Source organism: Xanthomonas sp. NCPPB 1638 (assembly GCF_041475635.2).
GTDB classification, from domain to species: Bacteria; Pseudomonadota; Gammaproteobacteria; order Xanthomonadales; family Xanthomonadaceae; genus Xanthomonas; species Xanthomonas cucurbitae.
Window position 1 is genome coordinate 4,033,584 of the sequence record NZ_CM192984.1, and the last position, 23,907, is coordinate 4,057,490.

General features: G+C 62.2%; 13 protein-coding genes and 1 pseudogene. 7 read left to right on the forward strand and 7 right to left on the reverse strand.

Features of this window, described 5'->3' with window-relative positions; all coding sequences use genetic code 11:
• Positions 1-41: 41 nt before the first annotated feature.
• The 5 genes and pseudogenes from ACCQ13_RS17455 to xopAE all read right to left on the reverse strand — a co-directional run.
• A pseudogene (locus ACCQ13_RS17455) lies at positions 42-2,540 on the reverse strand (HrpF/NolX family T3SS translocon protein); the annotation flags it as partial.
• Between the two features lie 544 nt (positions 2,541-3,084).
• Complete coding sequence (locus ACCQ13_RS17460) at positions 3,085-4,203, reverse strand: ISL3 family transposase (protein WP_159406429.1); 1,119 nt, start codon at positions 4,201-4,203, stop codon at positions 3,085-3,087.
• A gap of 276 nt (positions 4,204-4,479) precedes the next feature.
• Positions 4,480-5,865 carry an IS701 family transposase gene (locus ACCQ13_RS17465; protein WP_223214363.1) on the reverse strand — a complete coding sequence of 462 codons (1,386 nt, stop codon included), beginning with the start codon at positions 5,863-5,865 and terminating at the stop codon, positions 4,480-4,482.
• 105 nt (positions 5,866-5,970) lie between these two features.
• On the reverse strand, positions 5,971-6,921 hold the full coding sequence (locus ACCQ13_RS17470; protein WP_159407000.1) for an IS30 family transposase: 951 nt from the start codon (positions 6,919-6,921) through the stop codon (positions 5,971-5,973).
• 145 nt (positions 6,922-7,066) lie between these two features.
• The gene (xopAE, locus tag ACCQ13_RS17475) at positions 7,067-8,671 is read right to left on the reverse strand and encodes a type III secretion system effector XopAE (RefSeq protein WP_223214467.1); all 1,605 of its coding nucleotides are present in this window, start codon (positions 8,669-8,671) and stop codon (positions 7,067-7,069) included.
• Between the two features lie 612 nt (positions 8,672-9,283).
• Here xopAE and ACCQ13_RS17480 point away from each other — a divergent pair.
• Positions 9,284-10,384: an IS5 family transposase gene (locus tag ACCQ13_RS17480; RefSeq protein WP_159407650.1), complete on the forward strand. Its 1,101-nt coding sequence runs from the start codon at positions 9,284-9,286 to the stop codon at positions 10,382-10,384.
• Between the two features lie 260 nt (positions 10,385-10,644).
• Complete coding sequence (locus ACCQ13_RS17485) at positions 10,645-11,763, forward strand: ISL3 family transposase (RefSeq protein WP_159406429.1); 1,119 nt, start codon at positions 10,645-10,647, stop codon at positions 11,761-11,763.
• Between the two features lie 61 nt (positions 11,764-11,824).
• Here ACCQ13_RS17485 and aceK read toward each other — a convergent pair whose 3' ends face one another.
• Positions 11,825-13,564, reverse strand: coding sequence for a bifunctional isocitrate dehydrogenase kinase/phosphatase (aceK, locus tag ACCQ13_RS17490; RefSeq protein WP_104603869.1), 1,740 nt, complete (start codon positions 13,562-13,564; stop codon positions 11,825-11,827).
• 245 nt (positions 13,565-13,809) lie between these two features.
• Positions 13,810-16,041, reverse strand: a complete 2,232-nt coding sequence (locus tag ACCQ13_RS17495) for an NADP-dependent isocitrate dehydrogenase (protein WP_104603868.1) — start codon at positions 16,039-16,041, stop codon at positions 13,810-13,812.
• 202 nt (positions 16,042-16,243) lie between these two features.
• Between ACCQ13_RS17495 and ACCQ13_RS17500 the strand changes: the two genes are divergently transcribed.
• From ACCQ13_RS17500 to cas7c, 5 genes are all read left to right on the forward strand, one after another.
• On the forward strand, positions 16,244-17,950 hold the full coding sequence (locus ACCQ13_RS17500) for an SWIM zinc finger family protein (RefSeq protein ID WP_159407651.1): 1,707 nt from the start codon (positions 16,244-16,246) through the stop codon (positions 17,948-17,950).
• A gap of 209 nt (positions 17,951-18,159) precedes the next feature.
• A complete protein-coding gene (locus ACCQ13_RS17505; protein WP_104603877.1) occupies positions 18,160-20,442 on the forward strand; it encodes a CRISPR-associated endonuclease Cas3'' in 2,283 nt (760 codons plus the stop codon).
• Positions 20,443-20,526: 84 nt separating this feature from the next.
• Positions 20,527-21,201 carry a type I-C CRISPR-associated protein Cas5c gene (gene cas5c / locus ACCQ13_RS17510; protein WP_104603866.1) on the forward strand — a complete coding sequence of 225 codons (675 nt, stop codon included), beginning with the start codon at positions 20,527-20,529 and terminating at the stop codon, positions 21,199-21,201.
• Positions 21,198-23,042: a type I-C CRISPR-associated protein Cas8c/Csd1 gene (cas8c, locus tag ACCQ13_RS17515; RefSeq protein ID WP_104603865.1), complete on the forward strand. Its 1,845-nt coding sequence runs from the start codon at positions 21,198-21,200 to the stop codon at positions 23,040-23,042. The genes cas5c and cas8c overlap by 4 nt, the downstream gene beginning before the upstream one ends.
• Entirely contained in the window at positions 23,039-23,905 is an 867-nt protein-coding gene (gene cas7c, locus ACCQ13_RS17520; RefSeq protein ID WP_159407652.1) for a type I-C CRISPR-associated protein Cas7/Csd2, read from the forward strand. Before cas8c ends, cas7c begins: the two co-directional genes overlap by 4 nt.
• Positions 23,906-23,907: the final 2 nt, after the last annotated feature.

Genomic DNA, 23,907 nt, shown 5'->3' on the forward strand with positions numbered 1-23,907 from the left:
AAACTGCGGCGCTACTCAAAATTAGAGGGACGTCACATTCACTGCCCCCCCCCCCTTGGTTGTGACTCTGGTTGTGACCCTGGGCCGCCATTGACTACACTCTTGACCCCCTCCTTGACTATGCTCTTAGCGAATCTCTTGGCTAGCACCTTCGCTGTAAGCCTGGCGGATGGCCCACCGACTACGCCAGCCACTGCTCCCGCCATGTTGATACCAACGCGCTCCCACGCGAGCTTCACGTCGTCGCCTTGCACTACAGCGTCGAGAACCTGTAACGCTTGCGCTTCGGCTTCCAATGCAATCGCTGCTGCATCGGCAATCTCGCCGATAACAGGGATAAAACTCAGCGCACTCAGGGCTACCGAGATCCCATCCAGAATCTTGCTACCCCATTTGAGGATGGTATGGAGCACCTTGTTGATAGTACCCTTGTCCTTCTTTGGCGTCTTGATGTCGGGTTGATCGGCTTTGCCCATCACCATGTCCACGAAAGCCTTCTTCTGCTCAGGCGCTGTGGCGGCATGTGTAGGTGCCTTTTCCGCGGTCCTGTTAGCCGCACTCATCCGCTCGTAGAAATTCTTGAAATCGTAGTTACTAATATTCCCGGAGTCGATGGTAGGGCCATCGCCGAAGAAAGTATGCTCCACCTTGTAGCCCGTGATAGAGTTGTTCAAAAACCCAAACAGCAATGGGTCGCCCAATAGCTGCTTTGCGGCATCGCGAACCGCAGGGTCGGCTTTATCGTCTTTGACGATTGCGGCGAGCTTGTCGCGGGTCATCACCTTCTTGGGAAGTAACCCGGTGTGCTTGACCTTGTCGAAGAACGCATCCTGATGCCCATTGATCGTATCCAGCGTTTTCAGCTCGGATTCTGTCAGATGTATCTGCGAGACGGATTTCTGCAGGAAATCCGGCGTACTTATCGAGCCCGAGTCTCCTGCCAGCTCCTTCCACTGATCGGGGTGGTCTCGAAAGTACTGTGCTGCGGCGATGACCTGCGGCGGGCACTTCTGGGTATTGCTGTCGCCTTCGACCAGTTGCTTGAACGCATCCTGGTTCAGACATCCCGGCAGATAGTCAGAGTAGCGATAGAACTCGCGCATCGCATCGTTTTCGGTCATGACTGTCGGCTGGGTGTTGTCCGGGCTGTCAGAGGCCACGTAGTTCTGCGTGTAGTTTTTGGCTTGCTGGGTGGCATACACCGCCACTTGCCAGTGACTGGCCGAGAACTTGCTGAGGTCGTCAGCCTTGATGTCGCCGTCGCACTTGCCATCGCCTTGCGAGCCGATCGCAAAGAACAGCCGTGGATCGTTCTGTAGCTCCGTCAAAGCCTTCTTGAGATCCGGCGGCGTCGCGGGATCGTCGATCTTTGCATCGAGATCGGCCCACGCCATCGGCAACTTGTCCTTGTGACGATCAAGCGTGGTGACGATCTCCAGTTCGTTCTGGTTTAGCATCCCGCGATCCCACCTGACCGAAGAGCCTTCGACCGGCGGCGGCAGGTCGGACCCCTTCATTTTTTCGGGGTTGTAGGTTGCGTTCTTCCCCCCCATGGCGGTGACCTGTGGATGACGGTCGGCAAAATCGTATAGATTCGCCGCGATCAACGTGCCATCGCACTTGCCCTGATCGTCAAGATGGTTGTTGCCGCGCCCCTGGGAAGCTATGGCGAAGAACAGGCCAGGATCCCGCTGCAGGCCTTTCAGTGCCTCTTTCAGGTCGGGCGGTGTGGCTGGATCGTTGATCTTTTCATCGAGCTTGGCGAACTCGATCGGCATCATGTCGCGGTGTTGATTGAGTATGTTGACGATCTCCAACTGAGATTCCGTCAGCATGCCGCCGTCCCATGTGACCGTTGAGCCCTCCGCCGACGGTGGCGGCGTGTCTCCTATGATCTTTCTGGGATTGAACTCAGCGTTTTTCCCGCCCAGATCGGTCACTTGCTTATGACTGTCCGCGAAATCCCACAGATCTTGAGCATCGATCCTGCAGAAGAGCTGCGCGAGGCCCTTCTTCCCACGCGAGCCGATGGCAAAGAAAAGATGTCGATCTTTCTGCAGGCCTTCCAACGCGAGCTTCAAGTCCGGAGGCGTGGACGGGTCGTTGATCTTCTCGTTGATATTGGAAACATCAATTGGCATCTTGTCCTTGTGCTGATTGAGCGTCGAGACAATCTGAAGCTCGGATTCAGTGAGCGTTCCGCCATCTCGCGTCAACGGCGACCCATTGACCGCCGGAGGAGGCGTGGCTCCCTTGTTGTCGTTGGCCTCGAACCGGGTCGAAGACGTCGGTAAGAACTCGCGCTGGAAATCTGGAAACGGAGTTGCGAACGACACGGGCAAGTCATCGTTTGGCGCATTGCCGTAGCCAGCGGCGATCATGCGGCAGATCTGCTGCAAGAAGAGATTGTCCATTCGCAACAATAGATCGGAGTCGGTCATGCCAGGTCCGGGCCCCGGTAGTTCCGAAAATGAAGATTCATCCGTTGGGGGCAGAAGCGGATCTGCGTTTCTCCCTGTCGAAAGCATGTTGAGCGACATGTAGGCGACCTCGCATTGATAAAGTATTGGGCGACGCCGCTGCATCTGAGGAAATGCACATGCCGTTGAGGGGACATGTCATGCGGCGATTACAAATGTTCTCCACTACCGGGGCGAGATGCATGCCCAGACAGACTATTTTGGCGAAAAAAGCGCAACCGACCGTGTATTGACGTCAGATCGTATCTGGATCCGATCAGGGCTTTGAAGGCTTCCTACGCAACTCTCGTAGCTGCCGCCAATTCGTAATAGCACAGCAAGTCACCGACGCGGGCGCCCTGAACAGGTGCCAGCAACCTGCGGTAAATTTTCAGAAACTTCCAGTGAGAACGGCGCTCTCACCAGAGCCCCTGACATCGAAGACACTTGCTGAAGTGAGGATAAAAAGGCCTCATCACCACGAGCAGTCAGTTTTGGGAGAGCATTACACAGCAGTGAAACGCTGGCAACGAGTAGGAACCTGGTCTCGTGATCCGCTTGATGCGCCGGGCATTTTCCACGCCCGAGACGCCGCAGCCCTGATAATTTTCTGGGTCTTCGCGGATCACTGTGGGTGCAATCGAGCATTTTCGGGTAGCGCGGGCAGGAAGCTGGCGATGATCTTGAGCCTCAGGAACTCCTCGTCGCGATAGCCGTAGGCGCTGCGCTGGATGACCCGGATCTTGTTGTTGAGCCCTTCCACCAAGCCGAGGCTGACCTTGTTCTCCGGCCTGCAGTACGCCGCGATGCCGTCCCAGTGCCGCTCGATCATCCCCACGAACGTCTGGTAGGGCGCAAGCCGCTGCCAGCGCAGACTCTGCTTCCAGCGCTCGAAGAACTCCCGTGCACCTCGCTCGGTGCGGTAGCTCCACAGCTGCCCGAAGGACTCTTTCAGCAGGTACGCCGTGTTCAGACGTTTGTTGGCCGCCAGCAGCTTGGCGAGCGCCTTTCGACCGTCCAGGGTAAGGTTTTCGCGGTTGCTCAGCAGGGTGTAACGCTGGCCCTTGATGTAACTGCGATCCTGGCCTTGAAGGCGCTTGTACTCGTCGCGCCGCACCTGATCGAGCGCGTCGGACAGGTGGCGCATGATGTGGAATTTGTCGAACACGATGCTGGCGTTGGGCGCGTTCTTGCCCACCGAGTTGCGAAACGGCCGCCACATGTCCATCACCGCCACGTCGATGCCGGCGCTACGTTTTGGGCCCAATTCGGCGAAGAACTGGTCGATGTCCGCCTCGGTGCGCCCACTGCCGCCGAACCAGATCGGTCGGCCGCGCTCCAGATCGCTGACCACAACGCGGTAGTCATGGCCCTTGTGGATCGCGATCTCGTCGATGCCGATGGCGCGCGGCGCCGGCGTCCCCGCCCGGCGCACCTGCTCGGCCATGTACAGCTTGGACAGCTCCTTGACCGTGCTGTCGTGCAGGCGCTCCAGCTCAGCCACGGCCTTGTGCGTCATGCTCCGGCACAGATTGCCCACATGCAGGGCGAATCGCTCGGTGTAGCGCGGATTCTTGGCCAGCCAGTCCAGCCGCTCTACGTGCACGCCGCCGCACCCCGGGCAATCGACCCGCCAGCGCTCGAACTCCACGAACAGCATCCAGCCGGCCGCCCGCAAGTCGCGGGCGCGGCACAGGCGCTTGTCGTAGCGGCTGCGACACCGATGGCCACAGTTGGAACACACGGCCGTTTTTTTCGGCGCCGCAAGGTCACGATCCGCGCCTTCGGGGCGCCGAACATGCCCTTGAGCGTGGACCCCGCCGCAAAGCCAGGGAAGGAAAACAACTCACTCAGCCGACGGCCCGTTTTCATGCAGAACACCGCGTCAAGAAGTCAGCACAGGATGTACCACCTTCTGGGACGGTGGAAAGGGCCTGTTTCCAAGGCTCAACGCAGATTCAGGGGCCTCAAGGCACCCACACGAATCCGCGATGAGCCAAACAACTAGACATGCCTACTCCTACTGTGTCATTAAATGCGAAGGTGCGGAGACATCGTTCCAAGTAGTGTCACTGCGATTTCTACGGCGATTGTCCAGCGCAGCGTCGCGATCGAGTCCACTACATGGCGCTGAGCCCGCATCGGTCGCCCCGCGCGGGCTGTAATCTTCGGGTAGGGCAGGTTGCGGGCGTTGTGACGGTTTTTTTTGATGCGCCCCGCGCAAGCGCTCAGCAACCAGAAACCCGTAAGCAGCAATGCATAGCGTGGCGTGATGATGAAACCCCCGCCAACCGCGCCCTTCGTAGTGATCCAGACCAAACTCCTGCTTCAGGTCCTGATAATCGCGTTCAACCCGCCAGCGCGCTTTGACCGTATTCACCAGATCCTTGCGGAGCGTGCTTGCCGGCAAGTTGGAGAGGAAGTAGCGCGTTGGCTTGTCTTCGTTTTCGGGCCATTCGATCAACAACCACTCCTCCTGACGCAAACGATCTCCCTGCGCGGCACGCACGCGCAGGGCCGCAAAGCGTCCGGACAACGGTGCGTTGCTGCCTTCCCGCCATGACACCGTCCGGAAGGCACGCCGAGGCAGGGACTGCGCCAGTGCCTCCACCGACTGTGGCTGGCGATCCGCCGTGCGGCGATGGCGAATCGCAGGACGGCCCTGCCCCTTCCAAGGCGCGGGCGGCTCGGGCGTTTGCCCCGGCGGCCAGACCTTGACGCTCGAAACAATCCCCACTGCATAAGTCAGTTCCAAGGCAGTCAGCGCATCACGCCAAGCCGTATTGCTGCCATAAGCTGCATCGGCCAACACGGTGCCGCGGACGACACCTGCAGCACACGCGGCCTGCATCTGCGCCAGCGCTATCTCTGGCTTGGTGGCGAACGCGATCTCTTCCGGAACACCTGCCTTCTCCCGCTTCGCCGCATCGGCCGCCCAAGCCTCAGGAAGATACAGCCCAAAGGCCATCGGCACGCTCGCCGCAGGCGTCGCCAGCGAGACGCTCACCGCCACCTGGCAGTTGTCCTGTTTGCCGATCTCCCCGCAGTACTGTCGGGTCACACCGACCGAATGCTTGCCCTTCTTGCGAAAACCCGTGTCGTCCACGATCCAGTACACCTCGCCCTTCAAATCCATATGCGATGAGACGTACTGACGGACGCGCTCCAGCACCGCCGCATCGGACCAGTCCGACTTGGCCACGAAATGGTGCAACGCCTGATGCCGAGCCCGTGTCCGCAGCGGATCCACATGCGCCGCCAGCGGCTCTACGCTTTTGCGCTCCAACGGCAGCATCAATCCTCGGCAATAACCGTGTAAGCTCGCCGCGCGATCAGCATGACCAAGCGCAGCGGATAGGTCATCCAAATAGGCGGAAAAACGCGCTTGGTGACTGACTGCGGCCATGTTCATCTCAGCACGGTGTGGATTGCCTGCAGAATAACATTTTTATGACACAGTAGGACTACGCGTCCTGTCAAAAGCATCATTTTGAGTTTCGACCCGGTGGATTCACTCACGAAGTGCAAGGGTATCGTAGTTGAAGAAGACCTCGGCTGGAGTGAGATAGCTCAATCGTTTTCTGGGTCGGTTGTTGAGTGAATGTTCAACCTGCTGCAGCTCTTGCGCCGTGATGGTGCTGAAGTCACGACTGCGCGGAAAATACTGCCGGAGCAGTCCGTTGAGATTCTCATTGCAGCCGCGTTGCCAAGGGGCATGTGGGTCGGCAAAGTACACCTTGGTCGATAGCCGGTCCTCGATGCGGGCATCCTGGGCGAACTCGCTACCGCGATCGCAGGTCAGCGTCAGCACCTTATCGCGCACACGCCATAGGCGCGCGCAAATGACCTCGGCAACAGCATCGGCGGTGCCGTCAGGACTCCAGCCCAGACGCACATAGCCACTGCTGCGTTCGACATGCGTCACCAGCACGCCAGTGCCGCGCGATGGGCGGACCGTATCCAATTCCCAATGGCCTAACTGCGCACGTGAGGCCACATGTGCGGGGCGTTGGTGAATGGATTTGCGCTCTTCAAATCGCTTGGCACGGCCACGCCCATAAGGACGCCGCCGTGTTGGCAGGCGTAGCAAATGCCGTAACCGGTGACGCTTGAGATAGCGATACACACTGGCCACCCCTACCATCGGTTGACCCAGCAAGCGCGCACGGCCGTGGATCTGCGCAGGGCTACATTTTTCGGCCAGCCCGGCCAGCAATGCAGCCTGCATCGGCCCGTCCATCTGCGCGTGGCTACTGCCTTGACTGCGACGCTGGCGGGCGGTGCGGTGCGCCTGCTGGGCACGGTACGTTCCACTACTGGCATTACGATTGCGCGCGCGCTCGCGGCCAATCGTACTGGCATGACGGCCGAGCTGACGGGCGATGTCCGCATTGGAGACAGAGAGATCACACCCCCAGGCAATCTGGTACCGTTCGTCCTGGGTCAGGTGTCGATAGCGCATGTGCAACTCCACTTGGTCGTGTAGGGGCTCAGGCTACGACACCTGGCCCGCTACGTTATAGGACTGTTGCACTTCGCGGGCGAATCCACCCCCCACCTAATTTCTCAGGAGGGCGCCTGCACCGTTGCCAGAGCGGCACAGAATACTAATTGATGCTCCACTCCCTCAACAGTGCACGAGCGCGCTGCTCTATTGAGCGGTTCGCCTGGACTTCCGCCCATTCAGACTCTTTCTTGGCTTCCGCTTCACCAATGACACCTTCCTGTGCTTCGTCAAACTGCGCCATGGCCCAGGTTGTTGCAGCCTCCTGTGCGGTCTTTCCCTCGACATCGTGCATGGATACGTAAGCCCGTAATGGCGGCCATATCTCCTCTTTTCCCGTCAGCGCGTTCCTGCCGTGGAGCAGGCTGCCTCTGGTCAGTCCCAAGTCCCGGTTTCGAATGGCCTCCAACAACTGGCTCAGCGCAACCCCTTGATCCTGCGTGTGCATGAGCTTGTGCTTCAGCATTTCCGAGAACGCTGTTCTGACATCCCCACGGACTGCAGGCCCCAGACCACCGACCTGGGTCGTGCCATCCATGTTGAGCGTCTTGACGGTATGCTCGGCCAAGAACTCTCTGAAGCTGCTTCTGAATTCGGTAGACGTGATGGCCTCGGCCACTACCTGGTCCAATAGGGTCATGTCAGCCGGGCTGAGGGGTTGCCTGAAGAGCCCGGCATTTTGGGTAAGCCCATGCATCCACTTTTCAAAACGGCCACCCAAGTCAGCATCGATGCCGCTCAGTGCGCGTACGAATTCGGTGCCTCGGTTCCACGACGGTCCGGCCAGACTCGTAGAGCCCCCCCCTCCTGGTGGCAACCCTCTGCCGGCCAGCCGTTGTGGTGCAGCCGGAGCGGCGTGCGGCATGCGTATCAGAGCAAGTTGGCCACTCAAGTGCTCCGGCACCTCGATCTGACAGTCAGCGGGAAGTCGAGCCAGGGATTGTGGCAGCTCATGCAGTCCAGTGCCGCGTAGATCCAGCTTTTGTAGGCGAGAAAGGTCCCCTACACTGTCAGGCAGCGTCCGGAGCGCGGCGCAGTTTTTCAGCGACAGTACTTCGAGTCTACTTAGCCGCCCAATATCCTCTGGAAGTTGTGCCAACCTACGGTTGTAAGAAAGGCTGAGTTCTTTCAACCGGCCCAACCGAGTCAGACCGTGCGGTAATTGCTCTAGGCTGTCATTTGACTCAAGTTTCAGCAACCTGAGCTGCCGCATTTTTCCGATGTTTTCGGGCAATCCCTTTAAATGGCGCGAACTCGACACCGCTAAGCGAGTCAAACTTGCCAGGTCAGTCACGCTGGCCGGCAATCGTTCATAGCTCCCGCCACCCAGGATAAGCTCGCGCAGACTTTGCATGCGCCCCAGGTCTTCTGGCAGCTCGGCCAACGGGGTTGTAGTCAGCTGAAGGATTTCCAAGACAGGCAAGCGTGTTATCGACGCCGGCAGTTTTTTCAGACCCAGCGTGGCAGCCACCGTAAGGCGGCGGAGCCCACGAAGTTGTCCCAGGTTGTCCGGGAGCGACGTCAGTCCCGTATTGGCCAACGAGAGTTCCCGTAGCGTTTGGAGCTCGCAGATCCCATCGGGCAGTGTTGTGGCAGGTAAACCGTAGTGCAGTTCAAGGCGGGTTTCGCCGGCGGCGGCTACACGCAGAATCGAGTTTGCCACATCCTGCAGGGCCTGCCGGGAGGTATCCCCCGTGTGGTCGTGCATGTTGTAGCCGGTACGTATTCTCTCTGCATGCGGCAGGCTCTCGGAAAGCCAGGAGCTAACGTCGTCTTCCAGGCTCGGCGGCGACGTCGGCGCACCTGCCATTGCAGGTTGCTGAATCGGCGAGCGCGCAGATGACCGAGGCGGACGTGCCAATCGTGGGCTCCCCGGCGTCCTGGTGGCGGAGGCCGATGTATTGGCACTCGTGCGTCGCCGCGGATTGGTCAGTAGCGGTCCGAGTACGCCCTCCATCGGACGAGGTGGTTCGCTTGGCCGCGCGGTTTCATTCGCTGGTTGCTCTGCGGTTTCGGGTCGCTGACGTGAGCGTAGTAGACGGTTCACATTAAACATGGAGCTGTCTCCTGATAATGCAGCAGGCCTGCATGACCTCGTGATATGCAGGTTATTCATGCGCGGGGACGGATGCTGCGACGAGGCGAAGACATTACTTCACTAAACGAATCGAACTTTTCGCAGCGTCAGCGGGGATTAACCTGCTTAACAGAACGTCCGGCCGCGCTTGCCTGGCGGCTGGGCAGTCGTTGTGCCAGCCGCGCTTAGAGGGTGTTTACATAATGATATAATAGTGCCATCTCATCACAGACAGTCATCGAAATGGGCCGCCCACTGAAGATTCAAGTCGAACATGAAGCTATGTTGATGGACATCGTCGCGTCGGATCCGACGGCGACGTTGGAGGAAATCAGGCTTGAGCTTCTCCGCCGCTGCAACGTGCATGTTCATGAGCAAACGGTGGTCTCGACGTTGAAAAGGCTTGGTATCGAGCGCCGCCCTAGCCATGAGGTGGTAACGATCGAGAAAGTCCAGATCGATAAGTCGCGTTATGGCTATACCGATGCGCACGCTCGCCAGGAGCCGGAACAGACCTACCCGAGTTGCCTGACCAACGCCGAATGGGCACTGGTCAGGGATATTTTCGAGAAGGAAGGCGGGCGCGGTTTGCCGCCGCGCATCAGCCGCAGAACGCTGGTGGATGCGTGTTGTTATGTGGTGCGCAGCGGTGGGTCGTGGCGGATGCTGCCAGTACATTTTCCACGTTGGCAAAACGTGTATCGCACCTTCCGCCGCTGGAGCGAGCAAGGCAAGTTCGAGCAGATGCACGACCGCCTGCGCGGGCAATGGCGCGAGCGCGAAGGAAGGAACGAAGAACCCACCGCCGCAGTGATCGATGCACAATCCACGCGCGGTTCTGCGCAAGGTGGCGACACTGGCTATGACGCCGGCAAGAAGGTCAAAGGGCGCAAACGGCATCTGGTGGTGGATACGCTCGGATTGCTGCTTGCCGTGAGCGTCACCGCCGCCAGCATGCAGGACCGCGATGGCGCTTATCCGGTGGTGGAACGGGCGATGGAAAAATATCCGAGCATCCAGACGCTGTACACCGACAGCGGTTACGCAGGGCAGTGTGCGCAGCTGCTGTCGCAGTGTCACAACATCCGGGTACAGGTCGTGCGGCATCCGGCCAACAAGAACGTGGGGCGTTGGATGGGTCCAGAGCAGCCGGACCTATTCACGGTGAAAGCCAGTGCTCAGGGATTTGTGGTGCTGGCCAAGCGTTGGGTGGTCGAACGCACGCATGCCTGGAACGACCGTGCACGCCGACTCGTCATGCACCACGATCGGCTGCCCAAGGTGGCCGAGGCGTGGGTATGGCTGGCTCAAGCGCGATTGCTGCTGGCGCGGCTGACTGGTTAATTATGTGGCTCATCGCGGATTCGTGTGGGTGCCTTGAGGCCCCTGAATCTGCGTTGAGCCTTGGAAACAGGCCCTTTCCACCGTCCCAGAAGGTGGTACATCCTGTGCTGACTTCTTGACGCGGTGTTCTGCATGAAAACGGGCCGTCGGCTGAGTGAGTTGTTTTCCTTCCCTGGCTTCGCGGCGGAGTCCACGCTCAAGGGCGTGTTCGGCGCCCCGAAGGCGCGGATCGTGACCTTGCGGCGCCGAAAAAAACGGCCGTGTGTTCCAACTGTGGCCATCGGTGTCGCAGCCGCTACGACAAGCGCCTGTGCCGCGCCCGCGACTTGCGGGCGGCCGGCTGGATGCTGTTCGTGGAGTTTGAGCGCTGGCGGGTCGATTGCCCGGGGTGCGGCGGCGTGCACGTAGAGCGGCTGGACTGGCTGGCCAAGAATCCGCGCTACACCGAGCGATTCGCCCTGCATGTGGGCAATCTGTGCCGAAGCATGACGCACAAGGCCGTGGCCGAGCTGGAGCGCCTGCACGACAGCACGGTCAAGGAGCTGTCCAAGCTGTACATGGCCGAGCAGGTGCGCCGGGCGGGGACGCCGGCGCCGCGCGCCATCGGCATCGACGAGATCGCGATCCACAAAGGCCATGACTACCGCGTTGTGGTCAGCGATCTGGAGCGCGGCCGACCGATCTGGTTCGGCGGCAGTGGGCGCACCGAGGCGGACATCGACCAGTTCTTCGCCGAATTGGGCCCAAAACGCAGTGCTGGCATCGACGTGGCGGTGATGGACATGTGGCGGCCGTTTCGCAACTCGGTGGGCAAGAACGCGCCCAACGCCAGCATCGTGTTCGACAAATTCCACATCATGCGCCACCTGTCCGACGCGCTCGATCAGGTGCGGCGCGACGAGTACAAGCGCCTTCAAGGCCAGGATCGCAGTTACATCAAGGGCCAGCGTTACACCCTGCTGAGCAATCGCGAAAACCTTACCCTGGACGGTCGGAAGGCGCTCGCCAAGCTGCTGGCGGCCAACAAACGTCTGAACACGGCGTACCTGCTGAAAGAGTCCTTCGGGCAGCTGTGGAGCTACCGCACCGAGCGAGGTGCACGGGAGTTCTTCGAGCGCTGGAAGCAGAGTCTGCGCTGGCAGCGGCTGGCGCCCTACCAGACGTTCGTGGGGATGATCGAGCGGCACTGGGACGGCATCGCGGCGTACTGCAGGCCGGAGAACAAGGTCAGCCTCGGCCTGGTGGAAGGGCTCAACAACAAGATCCGGGTCATCCAGCGCAGCGCCTACGGCTATCGCGACGAGGAGTTCCTGAGGCTCAAGATCATCGCCAGCTTCCTGCCCGCGCTACCCGAAAATGCTCGATTGCACCCACAGTGATCCGCGAAGATCCAATTATGTAACCACCCTCTTAGGCCCCGCACCGCCGGTTGGCACAGGTTCAAGCCAATCGCAGTGCATCCGCATAGGGCGAGGTGTCCGGGTAATCGTCCTCACGCAGGCGGGCTTGCAGATCTCGCCACCATTGCGGGTCGAACAGTTCTGGATGGATGTGCCTGACCGCTTCCAGCTGCGAGGCCGGCAGGCCCATGAACAGGGCGAAGCGCTCGGGAAAGACATCGCGCGGGCCGACGTGGAACCAGGGTTCGGCGGCCATCTGTTCTTCGTAGTTGGTGGGCGTGGGCCAGTTGCGGAAAGTGCACTCGGTAATCAGGCACAGCTCGTCGTAGTCGTAGAACACCGCGCGCTGGTGCCGGGTAATGCCGAAGTTCTTCAACAGCATGTCGCCGGGGAAGATGTTGTTGCGCGCCATGTCCTTGATCGCCTGGCCGTAGTCCAGCGCCGCCGCATGCGCGGCCTCGGGCAGTTGTTCGCGCAGATATAGATTGAGTGGGCGAAGGCGCCGCTGCACGTAGCACAGCGCGATCAGCACGTCGTCGCCATCTTCGCTCAGGCTCATTGCGCAGCTGGTCTGCAGCTCTTCCAGCAAGGCCGGGGCAAATCGCGCCCTGGGAAAGCGCAGATAGCGATAAGGCTGCGCGTCGAGCAGGCGGCCGATGCGATCAAGCTGGAACACCAACTCGTACTTGCCCTCCACCTGCGCGCGGCTCATGGTCTTGGGATAGGCGAAGCGGTCGCGGATGAGCTTGAACACCAGCGGATAACTGGGCAGGGTGAAGACCACCATGACCATGCCGGGAGTGCCGTCGGCATGCACCAGCAGCTCGGATGGCTGCGCCTGGAAATGGCTGAAAAACGTGCGATAACGCTCGGTCTTTCCCTGCTTCGCACGGCCCAGCATGGTGTACAGCTCGTCCACCGGCTTGTGGGTCAACAGGCTGCGCAGGAACACCACTGCATCGCCGACAGTCGACAGGTCGGCTTGAAAATAACTGCGCGAATTACTGAACAGTTGGGCGACGTCGCTGCGCTTGGTCAACACCGCTTCGGCACGCAAGCCGGCGGCGTCGTTGACCAGCGCGATCACGCACGGCGAAAAGCGATGCTCGCCGAACACGCGGCCGACCAGGTAGGCGCGACGCTCGCGGTAGAACACCGTCTCCAGCAACTCCACGCTGCGCACCGGGTGTTCGCCCCAATGCGCAAGATCATCGAGCAGGCGCACCGCGATCGCCGCCGCACACCGCGTGCGGTGCGCATACGCAGGCGCAAAGGCATAGTCACCCAGCACCCGCACCAGCATGTCGGTCAGCCGACCCGGCGAGACCGCATAGGTGTGGCGCGCCACCGGCACGGTGATGGCATCGGTGGGTTCGATATCCAGCGCAATGAATTCGATATCGGCATCCACGCCGTGGGTGCCGAAGTAGCGCCGGGTCAGGGTGTTGTAGAAGGTCTTGTACAGCTCCTGGTCGATCAACCCGTCCAGCAGTGCAGCGTAGTGGTTGCGTGCGCGCATCCACAGTGCACGGTCGTGCGCCTGACCCAGCAACACCGCACGCAGGCGCAACATGCATTCAGTGATGTACTGGTCGTAGAGCGCGATGCGCGCGACTGCATCGTCGCGCGCACCACTCCAGTCGCGGGTTTCAAAGCGCGCCCGCGCCCGCGCGGTGATTTCGGAAAAGCGGGCGTGGTAATCCTCGAAGGCTTCGTACACCGCGTGGGCGATTGCCAACGCGCGGCGTTCGGATTGCGGCGGTAACGATGGCTGGCGCATGCCCGCAGTGTACCCAGCATCCCTGCGCAGGCGTGCGGTGGCCGCCTGCCCATGCCATTGCCAGGCAACGGCGCGCGCGGGTGGTGCCTGGCATCGCAGCCGGCGCACGCCCGGCCGCACCGTGCCGAGCCGTCAACCCGGCCCGGTGCCACCAAGCTGCCTGCCCAAACGCCAGGGCCAGCCCCTGAAGCAGGCGGGCCCTGGACAGCGCTGGGTGCGGACGCAGCGGCTGGCGGCGTTACCGATCAGGCCTTCAACGTGGCCAGGATGGCGTTGAAGGTGGTGCTCGGGCGCATCGCCTCGCTGACCTTGGCCAGATCCGGATGGTAGTAGCCACCGATCTCCACCGGCTTGCCCTGCGCACCGTTGAGCTCGGCCACGATGGTGGCTTCGTTCTCGGTCAGCGCCTTGGCCAGCGGCACGAACTTGGCCTGCAGGGCGATGTCTTCGGTCTGCGCGGCCAGGGCCTGCGCCCAGTACATCGCCAGGTAGAAGTGGCTGCCGCGGTTGTCGAGTTCGCCCACCTTGCGCGCCGGCGACTTGTTGTTGTCCAGAAACTGGCCATTGGCCACGTCCAGCGCCTTGGCCAGCACCGTGGCCGAGGGGTTGTCGTAGCGGTTGCCCAGGTGTTCGAGCGAGGCGGCCAGCGCCAGGAATTCACCCAGCGAATCCCAACGCAGGCAGTTCTCTTCGACAAACTGCTGCACATGCTTGGGCGCCGAGCCGCCGGCGCCGGTCTCGAACAGGCCGCCACCGGCCATCAGCGGCACGATGGAGAGCATCTTGGCGCTGGTGCCCAGCTCCATGATCGGGAACAGGTCGGTGAGGTAGTCGCGCAGCACGTTCCCGGTGACCGAGATGGTGTCCTGGCCCTTGCGGATGCGTTTCAGCGAAAAGGTGGTCGCTTCCACCGGCGGCAGGATACGGATGTCCAGGCCGTTGGTGTCGTGGTCCTTCAGATACGTTTCGACCTTGGCGATGACCTGCGCATCGTGTGCGCGGGCCTTGTCCAGCCAGAACACGGCCGGGGTCTGGCTCAGGCGTGCGCGCTCGACGGCGAGCTTGACCCAGTCCTGGATCGGCGCATCCTTGACCTGGCACATGCGCCACAGATCGCCGGCTTCCACCGCGTGTTCGAACACGGTGTTGCCGTTGCCATCGCTGACCTTGACGGTACCGGCGGCAGGCAGCTGGAAGGTCTTGTCGTGCGAGCCGTATTCTTCGGCCTTCTGCGCCATCAGGCCGACATTCGGCACCGAGCCCATGGTGGCCGGGTCGAAGGCGCCGTGCGCGCGGCAGTCGTCGATCACCGCCTGGTACACGCCGGCATAGCAACGGTCCGGGATCACTGCCTTGGTGTCCTGCAGCTTGCCTTGCGCATTCCACATCTGGCCGGAGTCGCGGATCATCGCCGGCATCGACGCATCGACGATCACGTCGCTGGGCACATGCAGGTTGGTGATGCCCTTGTCGGAGTTGACCATTGCCAGGCCCGGGCGCTGTGCGTATTCGGCCTGGATATCGGCGGTAATCTGCGCCTGCTGATCGTCCGGCAACGAGCCGATACGTGCGTACAGATCGCCAATGCCGTTGTTGGGATCGAAACCAACCGACTTGAGCGCATCGGCATGCTTGTTCAGCGCGTCCTTGTAGAACTCACCGACCACCACGCCAAACAGCACCGGGTCGGAGACCTTCATCATGGTGGCCTTCAGGTGCACCGAGAACAGCACGCCGCTCGCCTTGGCATCGGCAATCTGTGCATCGATGAAGCTGGCCAGCGCGCGCTTGCTCAGCACGGCGGCATCGACGATCTCGTCCGCCCTCACCGCCACCTTGTCTTTCAACACGGTGCTGTTGCCATCGGCACCGACGAATTCGATCGTCAGCGTGCCGGCGTCGGCCATCGTGGTGGACTGCTCGCTACCAAAGAAATCGCCAGCGTCCATGTGCGCCACATGCGACCTGGACTCGCTGCTCCACTTGCCCATGCGGTGCGGATGCTTGCGTGCGTAGTTCTTCACCGACAGCGGTGCACGGCGGTCGGAATTGCCTTCGCGCAGCACCGGGTTCACCGCACTGCCCTTGACCCTGTCGTAGCGCGCCTTGATGTCCTTTTCGGCGACGTCCTTGGGCGCGTCCGGATAGGCCGGCAGCGCGTAACCCTGGCCCTGCAGTTCCTTGATCGCGGCCTTGAGCTGCGGCACCGAGGCGCTGATGTTGGGCAGCTTGATGATGTTGGCTTCCGGCGTGGTGGCCAGCTCGCCCAGTTCGGCCAGGTCGTCTGCGATCTTCTGCGCATCGCCCAGGTGTTCGGGAAACAGCGCCAGGATGCGCCCTGCCAGCGAGATATCGCGCGTTTCGACCACGATGCCAGCGGTATCGGTATAGGCATCGATGATGGGCAGCAGCGACTGGGTGGCCAGGAACGGAGCTTCGTCGGTGAGCGTGTAGAGGATCTTGGGTGTCTTGGACATGGCGCAGGTTATGACCTTGGGGAAGGAACCAGCCAGCGACAATACGAGACGGTATGTTGCAGGCTGGATCGGGGCGGCACCGGGATGGCCTCCGATGTGCAGGGCGCCCGATTGTCGCGTGTCTGCAGTGTTCTGGCAAAATCTGCGCGGATTTTGCGTGACTGCAGTGTCTTCATCAGCACGGTTTCGGCACACTACGCAGATGACCTCCAGATTCTCCCCCAGCAAACTCGATCAAGCCTTTCTGCTGCGCATCACCACGCCCAGCTACTACGTCCGTGGCCTTGACTATGCCGACCAGGGGCGCGCCACGTTGCTGACCGTTGACGCTCAGTCCGTCAGCGCCACGGTGAGCGGCAGCGAGGACTATGCCGTGGAGCTGACCTGGCGCAATGGCACACTGCATGGGCAGTGCGACTGTCCGATTGGCCAGCAAGAGGAGTTCTGCAAACACCAGGTTGCCGTGGCGCTTACCTGGGCACGCGTGGCCGCCGAGGGTCCTGCACCTGCACGCCGAAAGCGCGGTGCCGTTGCCGCCCCTGAGGCCGCTTCTCCCGAACAGGTACTGCGGCAGTGGCTGTCCACACAGAGCCAACAGGCCCTGCAAGCCTTGCTGCTGGAACTGGCCAACAACGACAGTCAGCTGCACAAGCGCTTGCTGAGCCAGGCGCAACTGGCCACCGCGCCGCTGCAGGACTGGCGCAAGGCCATTACCACCCTGCTGGGCCGCAAGCGCTACATGGATTGGCGGGACACCGTTGCCTACAGCCAGCAACTTGCGGGGTTGACCTCCTTGCTGGAACAGGCGCGACAACGCGCCCCCCTGGCCGCATTGGACCTGCACGAATACGCCTTCAAGCGGCTGTTGACGATCTACGAAGAAAGCGACGATTCGCGCGGTGATCTGGGCGAGCGCCTGAGCGAAGTGGCACACGCGCATCTGGATGCCGCACGCGCAGCAGCGGCCGACAATCTCGGCAGTCGCCTGTTCGAATTGCGCATGCTCGACGACTGGGGCCTGCTGCGGCCGTTGTCGGACTATGCCGCGTTGCTGAGCGCCGCCGACATCGCACGGCTGGAACACGCGGTACTGAAGGTGCTGCAGACCGACGGCATCGGGCGCACCCGGCAAGTGCTGGCCGCATCGCTGCTTGAAGACACCGCACGCTGCGGTGGCAATGTGGACGCCATGCTGGACTTTTTCGGCAGGAACAGCCGTTCCGGCCTGGAGTGTCTGGAGATGGCGCGCCGTTGCACCGAGCACGGACGCGAACGCCGGGCACTGGATTGGCTGGAGCGCGGCGCCAAGATCGCCCCGGACGACACCCGGCTGCTATCGGCGCTTGCCCAGGCCTATCTGCGCGATGGCTTCACCGAAGATGCGCTGGAGTTGCGCTGGAAGATCTATCTGCTCAGCCTCTCCGAGGATGCCTACCTGGCGCTACGCGAGGTTGCCTCGGTGCCGGGCCAGTGGGACACCTGGCGCGAACGTGCCTTGCAGGCGCTCGATGCCAAATCTGTTCCGCGCTACGTCGACCCGCACGAGACCCGCATCCGCCTGCTGCTCGCCGAGGGCCAGGCCCAACGCGCGGTGGACCTGGCGGCCGACCAGACCCGCACGCTTCCACTGAACACCTCCATGCGCCTGCTGCCGGCTGCCGAAACCTGCGACCCTGCCGCCGCGCTGCGGATCTGCCATACCGTGATCGAAGCGCACATCGCGCGCACCCAGCGCCAAGGCTATGCCGCAGCGATCAGCCTGCTCCCCACCCTGCAGCGCCTGTATCGGCATCAGCACGGCAAGCGGGGTCAAGCCGCATTCGACACGGAACTCGGCCGGCTGAGAGAACGCTATCGCATCAAACGCAACTTCATCGCGTTGCTGGACAAGCAGTTTCCGGCAGGCTAGGCAGCACGCATCATGGCGTGCTGCGTCTCGTTCTGGGTAAATCGCAGCATACTGAAGAATGACATAGCAGGCATAGCCGCGTGGTCGAGCAATACCTTGCTCGACCACGGCAATGACGCGATGGATCTGCACCTACCGGCAACATGCATTTCGCTTCCAAGACAAAGTCCGCCAGCGTATTCTCATCTGCAATGCACATGGAGGGAACCATGGAATTTTTTGCGCATTCGACCCAGCGGCAGGATCGCAGCGACTGGCAACGGCTGCCCGATCACCTGCTCACCGTCGGCGAACGTGCCGCCGACGCTGCTGCACCCTTCGGCGGCCAGCTCCTGGCCAGCCTGGCGGGCCAGTTACACGACCTTGGCAAGTACACACTTAAGTTTCAGCGCCGCCTGGATGGCGACCCCGCCCGTGTCGATCATGCGACCTGGGGCGCACGGGTCGCCCATGAGCGCTATGGCACTGCCGGCACCCTGATTGCCTACGCAATCGCCGGCCATCACGCCGGGTTGCCAGACGGCAAACCCGGCTACGCAGCGCAATCGCGTCCAGCACTGTCCGAACGCCTGTCCGAGGATTACCGAGAACGCGAACTGCCCCCCTTGCTGCCTGACTGGGAACGGGACCTGGCACTGCCGGACAAAGCAACATTGCCGGATGGTTTCAGTGGACATCCCCGCCAGGAGCGCCGGCCATTCCAGCTCACCGTCCTGGCCCGGATGCTCTTCTCCTGCCTTGTCGATGCCGATTTCACCGACACCGACGACTTCTACCGGCGCGTGGAGGGCCTTCCATCGCGTGCCGAGCAAGCCGGCACGCGTCCATCGCTGACGCAGCTGCGGGAGTCCCTGGATGCACACCTGGCCACCTTGCCTGCCGAGGGTGGCATCAATCCCTTGCGCGCGCAGATCCTGCGAGACATCCGCGCCAAGGCTGGCATGCGCCAGGGCCTGTTCTCGCTCACCGTGCCCACTGGCGGTGGCAAGACCTTGGCCTCGTTGGCATTCGCGCTGGATCATGCCATCGCGCACGGCTTACGCCGGGTGATCTATGTGATTCCGTTCACCAGCATCGTCGAACAGACGGTGCAGGTCTTCCGGCAGGCGCTGGACGTGCAGGAGCGCGACGATGTGGTGCTGGAACACCATAGCGCCTTCTTCGACGACCCCTCCAAGGCACCGCAAGCCATCGACAAGCGCAAGCTGGCGATGGAGAACTGGGACGCACCGATCATCGTCACCACCGCAGTGCAGTTCTTCGAAAGCCTGTTCGCCGACCGTCCCTCGCGCTGCCGCAAGCTGCACAACATCGCCGGCAGTGTCGTGGTGCTGGACGAAGCGCAGACCCTACCGCATGCACTGCTGCGCCCGTGCGTGGCGCTGCTGGACGAACTGGCGCGCAACTACCGCGTCAGTCCTGTGCTGTGCACCGCCACGCAGCCAGCACTCCGCCTGGACCAAGGCTTCACGGGCGGCCTGGAACAGGTACAGGAACTGGTGGACGATCCAGCGGCGCTGTATGCACGGTTGCGGCGCGTCCGGGTGTGCCATGTCGGCACACTCGATGACGATGCGCTGGCCGAGCAGCTGCGCCAGCGCGAACAGGTGCTGTGCATCGTCAATAACCGCCGCCATGCCCGCCACCTGTTCGAGACGCTCGCCGACCAACCGGGTGCGCGGCATTTGACCACCTTGATGCACGCGCGTCACCGCAGCGCGGTGCTGGCCGACGTGCGCCAGGACTTGAAGGCAGGCAGGCCATGCCGGCTGATCGCAACAAGTTTGATTGAAGCTGGGGTGGACGTGGATTTCCCTGCCGTGCTACGCGCCGAGGCCGGCCTGGACTCCATCGCCCAGGCCGCCGGCCGCTGCAACCGCGAAGGCCGGCGTCCAGCAGAGACCAGCGCGGTGCTGGTGTTCGCGCCGGCCAACCCGGACTGGGCAGCGCCAAAGGAGCTTGAACTGTTCGCCGAGGTGTTTGGTGATGTGCAGCGCACCCACCACGACGACCTGTTGGCCATGGATGCGATCGCGGCCTATTTTGCCGAACTGTACCGACGCCTGAGCGATGCCAAGCTCGATCGCGAAGACCTGCTCGGCCTGCTGCGCGGGTCCTGGATCGACAGCCTGCCGCTGGACACCCTGGCCCGGACATTCAAGATGATCCAGACCACGATGCGGCCCCTGATCGTGCCCTACGCCGCAGGCAGCGACAAGGAAGTGCCGGAGGTGGCAGAGACCCTGCGCCAGCTCGAACACGCAGAACACGCGGGCGCGGCCGGCGCCGCCCGCCGTCTGCAACCGTGGCTGGTACAGGTGCCCGAGCAGGCTTACAAGGCACTGTGGCATTCCCATGCCATCGCCCCGGTCGCGCCGGAACGCTATGGCGAACAATTCGTACGGCTGGTCAACCCACGGCTGTACGACCCGCAGTTCGGTCTGCATTGGGACAACCCGCAGTTCATTGCGGCCGAAGCCCTGGTCAACTGAGAAGATGTCTGCACACAAGTCTCAACATTTGAGATACCGACCACGCAAACTCAAAGAACGCAACGCCAGAGGAGGGAACCAAGGATGAGTTACGGAGTCAGGCTCCACGTCTGGGGCGAACGGGCGTTGTTTACGCGCCCGGAAATGAAGGTGGAACGGGTCTCCTACGACATCATCACCCCGTCGGCGGCGCGCGGAATTCTGGAAGCGATCCACTGGAAACCGGCAATCCGCTGGGTGGTGGACAGCATCCAGGTCCTCAGGCCGATCCGCTTCGAGTCGATTCGCCGCAACGAGGTGGGGGGCAAGCTCTCTGCAGCCAGCGTGAGCAAGGCGCTCAAGGCCGGTCGCACCGACGCGTTGATCAGCTACGTCGAGGAAGACCGGCAACAACGTGCAGCCACCCTGCTGCGCGAAGTAGGTTACGTGATCGCCGCGCATTTCGTGCTGACCGAAAAGGCCGGCACCGACGACAACGTCGGCAAGCACCTGGATATCTTCAATCGCCGTGCACGACGCGGGCAGTGCTTCCAGGCGCCGTGCCTGGGCGCCCGTGAATTCCCGGCCAGCTTCGCGCTGATCGAAGACGATACTGCGGTGCCGGCCGTTGACCCTACGCTGGCCGGCGAGCGCGACCTGGGCTGGATGCTGCACGACATCGACTTCGCCGACGGCATGACCCCCCGCTTTTTCCGCGCGCGCATGGTCGATGGCCGGGTCGAAGTGCCGGCAGCGGAAGATGCAGGAGTACGCACATGATCCTGTCCGCGCTCGCCGACTACTACCAGCGGCTGCTGGACGATCCGGCATCGGGCATCGCCGCGCCCGGCTACAGCCAGGAGAAGATCGGCTACACCATCGTGCTGACCACCAGCGGCGAGGTCGTGGCGGTGGACGACGAACACGACTACGAAGGCAAGAAGCGGACTCCCAAGTCGCTTTCGGTGACGGCCTCGTCCAAACGACCCGGGACAGGAACCAAATCGTTCTTCCTTTGGGACAAGACCAGCTACACGCTCGGCGTCAGTGCCAGCAGCAAGCGCTGCGAGCAGGAGCATGCCGCGTTCAAGGAATTGCACCGGCAAGCGCTGGGCGGCAGCGACGATCCCGGCCTGCGCGCACTGCTGGCCTTCCTCGACAGCTGGTCACCTGCTCGACTGGCCGAGCACCCGCACTTCGCGCGGCACGGCGAGGCACTGCTAGATGCCAACATGGTGTTTCGCCTGCATGGCGATGCCGGCTATCTGCACCAGCGCTCCGCCGCGCGCGCGGCCTGGGAGCGACTGCAAGGGCAAGCTGCTGGCGGCGCGTCCGGCATCTGCCTGGTCAGTGGCGAACGCGCACCGCTGGCGCGGCTGCATCCGGCGATCAAGGGCGTGAACGGCGCACAGAGTGCCGGGGCATCGATCGTCTCGTTCAACCTTGATGCCTTCACCTCCTACGGCAAAAGCCAGGGCGAGAACGCCCCGGTGTCCGAACACGCCACCTTCGCCTACACCACCGCACTCAACCACCTACTGCGGCGCGACCCACGCAACCGGCAGCGGCTGCAGATCGGCGACAGCACGGTGGTGTTCTGGGCGCAGGCCCGGACAAGCGCACAGGCCGAAGGAGCAGAAGACCTGATCGCCGATTTCCTGCGGGGCGGGGATACCGATGGCGCGGGGGTCGCCGACGGCCAGGCCACCCAGCGCCTGCAGTTGGCGTTGGAGCAGGTGCGACAGCTGCGGCCACTGCGTGAGCTCGATACCACGCTGGACGACGACGCCCGCATCTTCGTGCTGGGCCTGGCACCCAATGCCTCGCGCCTGTCGATCCGTTTCTGGGAAACCCAGACGCTGGCCAACTTCGCTCAGCGCCTGGCCGACCACTACCGCGACCTCGCCCTGCAGCCACCGGCGTGGAAGCGCCCGCCCACACCGTCATTCCTCGCCCTGCAGACCGCTCCGGTCTACGGCGAGCACGGCAAGCCCAAGGCCGAGGACGTCTCGCCGCTGCTGGCAGGCGAACTCACCCGCGCCATCCTCGCCGGTACGCGTTACCCGCGCAGCCTGCTCGGCGCCATCGTCATGCGCTTCCGCGCCGACGGGCAGGTCAATCCGCTGCGCGTGGCGTTGTGCAAAGCCGTCCTGGCGCGCGAGGCGCGTCTGGCGTCGCAACAAGGACCGTCATCCACCAAGGGAGAACCCCCCGTGAGTCTCGATATCGCCAATACCGATCCTGGCTACCTGCTGGGCCGGTTGTTCTCGTCATTGGAAAACCTGCAACGCGCCGCACTGGGCGCGCAGGTCAACGCCACCATCCGCGACCGCTATTACGGCGCGGCCTCGGCAACCCCGGCCAGCATCTTTCCGGTGCTGTTGCGCAGCGCGCAGAACCATGTCGGCAAATTGCGCAAGGACAAGGCCGGCCTGGCAGTGAACCTGGAAAAAGAGATCGGCCAGATCATCGATGCGCTTCCAGCCAGCTTTCCGCGCAGCCTACCGATTCATGAGCAAGGCCGCTTCGCCATCGGCTATTACCACCAGACCCAGGCACGCTTTGCCCGCAGCAACGGCCAGGACGCCCCCGACACCGCTTCCGAAGGAGAACCCGCATGAGCGCCATCACTCACCGCTACGAATTCGTCTACCTGTTCGACGTGACCAACGGCAATCCCAATGGCGACCCCGACGCCGGCAACCTGCCGCGCCTTGACCCGGAGACCAACCGCGGCCTGGTCACCGACGTGGCGCTCAAGCGCAAGATCCGCAACTATGTGGCGCTGGAGAAGGAAAACGCACCCGGCTATACGATCTACATGCAGGAAAAGTCGGTGCTGAACAACCAGCACAAGCAGGCCTACACCGCGCTCGGCATCGAACATGAAGCCAAGAAGTTGCCCAAGGACGGCGACAAGGCGCGCGAACTGACCGCCTGGATGTGCCAGAACTTCTTCGATGTGCGCACCTTCGGCGCGGTGATGACCACCGAAGTGAACACCGGCCAAGTGCGCGGCCCGGTGCAATTGGCGTTTGCCAGCTCGGTCGAGCCGGTACTGCCACTGGAAGTCTCGATTACCCGCGTGGCGGTCACCAACGAAAAGGATCTCGAAAAGGAACGCACCATGGGCCGCAAGCATATTCTTCCCTATGGCCTGTATCGCGTGCATGGTTTTGTTTCGGCCAAACTGGCTGAGCGCACTGGTTTCTCGGAGGACGACCTGCAACTACTGTGGCGCGCGCTGACCAACCTGTTCGAGCACGACCGCTCTGCCGCTCGCGGTGAGATGGCCGCGCGCAAATTGATCGTTTTCGAACACGAACACCCCATGGGTAATGCGCCGGCACACCTGCTATTCGATAAGGTCAAGGTCGAGCGCACTGAGCAGGCGGATCAGGGACCGGCACGCAGTTTTTCCGATTACAAGGTACTGATCGATCGCGCGCTTCCTTCCGGCGTCACCTTGACCGAACTGTTCTGACC

Coding starts and splice junctions, on each gene's coding strand:
- ACCQ13_RS17470 (WP_159407000.1), bottom strand. CDS start 6,921: ATGCGCTATCGACACCTGACCCAGGACGAACGGTACCAGATTGCCTGG.
- aceK (WP_104603869.1), bottom strand. CDS start 13,564: ATGCGCCAGCCATCGTTACCGCCGCAATCCGAACGCCGCGCGTTGGCA.
- ACCQ13_RS17480 (WP_159407650.1), top strand. CDS start 9,284: ATGGGCCGCCCACTGAAGATTCAAGTCGAACATGAAGCTATGTTGATG.
- cas5c (WP_104603866.1), top strand. CDS start 20,527: ATGAGTTACGGAGTCAGGCTCCACGTCTGGGGCGAACGGGCGTTGTTT.
- cas8c (WP_104603865.1), top strand. CDS start 21,198: ATGATCCTGTCCGCGCTCGCCGACTACTACCAGCGGCTGCTGGACGAT.
- ACCQ13_RS17465 (WP_223214363.1), bottom strand. CDS start 5,865: ATGGCCGCAGTCAGTCACCAAGCGCGTTTTTCCGCCTATTTGGATGAC.
- cas7c (WP_159407652.1), top strand. CDS start 23,039: ATGAGCGCCATCACTCACCGCTACGAATTCGTCTACCTGTTCGACGTG.
- xopAE (WP_223214467.1), bottom strand. CDS start 8,671: ATGCACGACCACACGGGGGATACCTCCCGGCAGGCCCTGCAGGATGTG.
- ACCQ13_RS17505 (WP_104603877.1), top strand. CDS start 18,160: ATGGAATTTTTTGCGCATTCGACCCAGCGGCAGGATCGCAGCGACTGG.
- ACCQ13_RS17495 (WP_104603868.1), bottom strand. CDS start 16,041: ATGTCCAAGACACCCAAGATCCTCTACACGCTCACCGACGAAGCTCCG.
- ACCQ13_RS17500 (WP_159407651.1), top strand. CDS start 16,244: ATGACCTCCAGATTCTCCCCCAGCAAACTCGATCAAGCCTTTCTGCTG.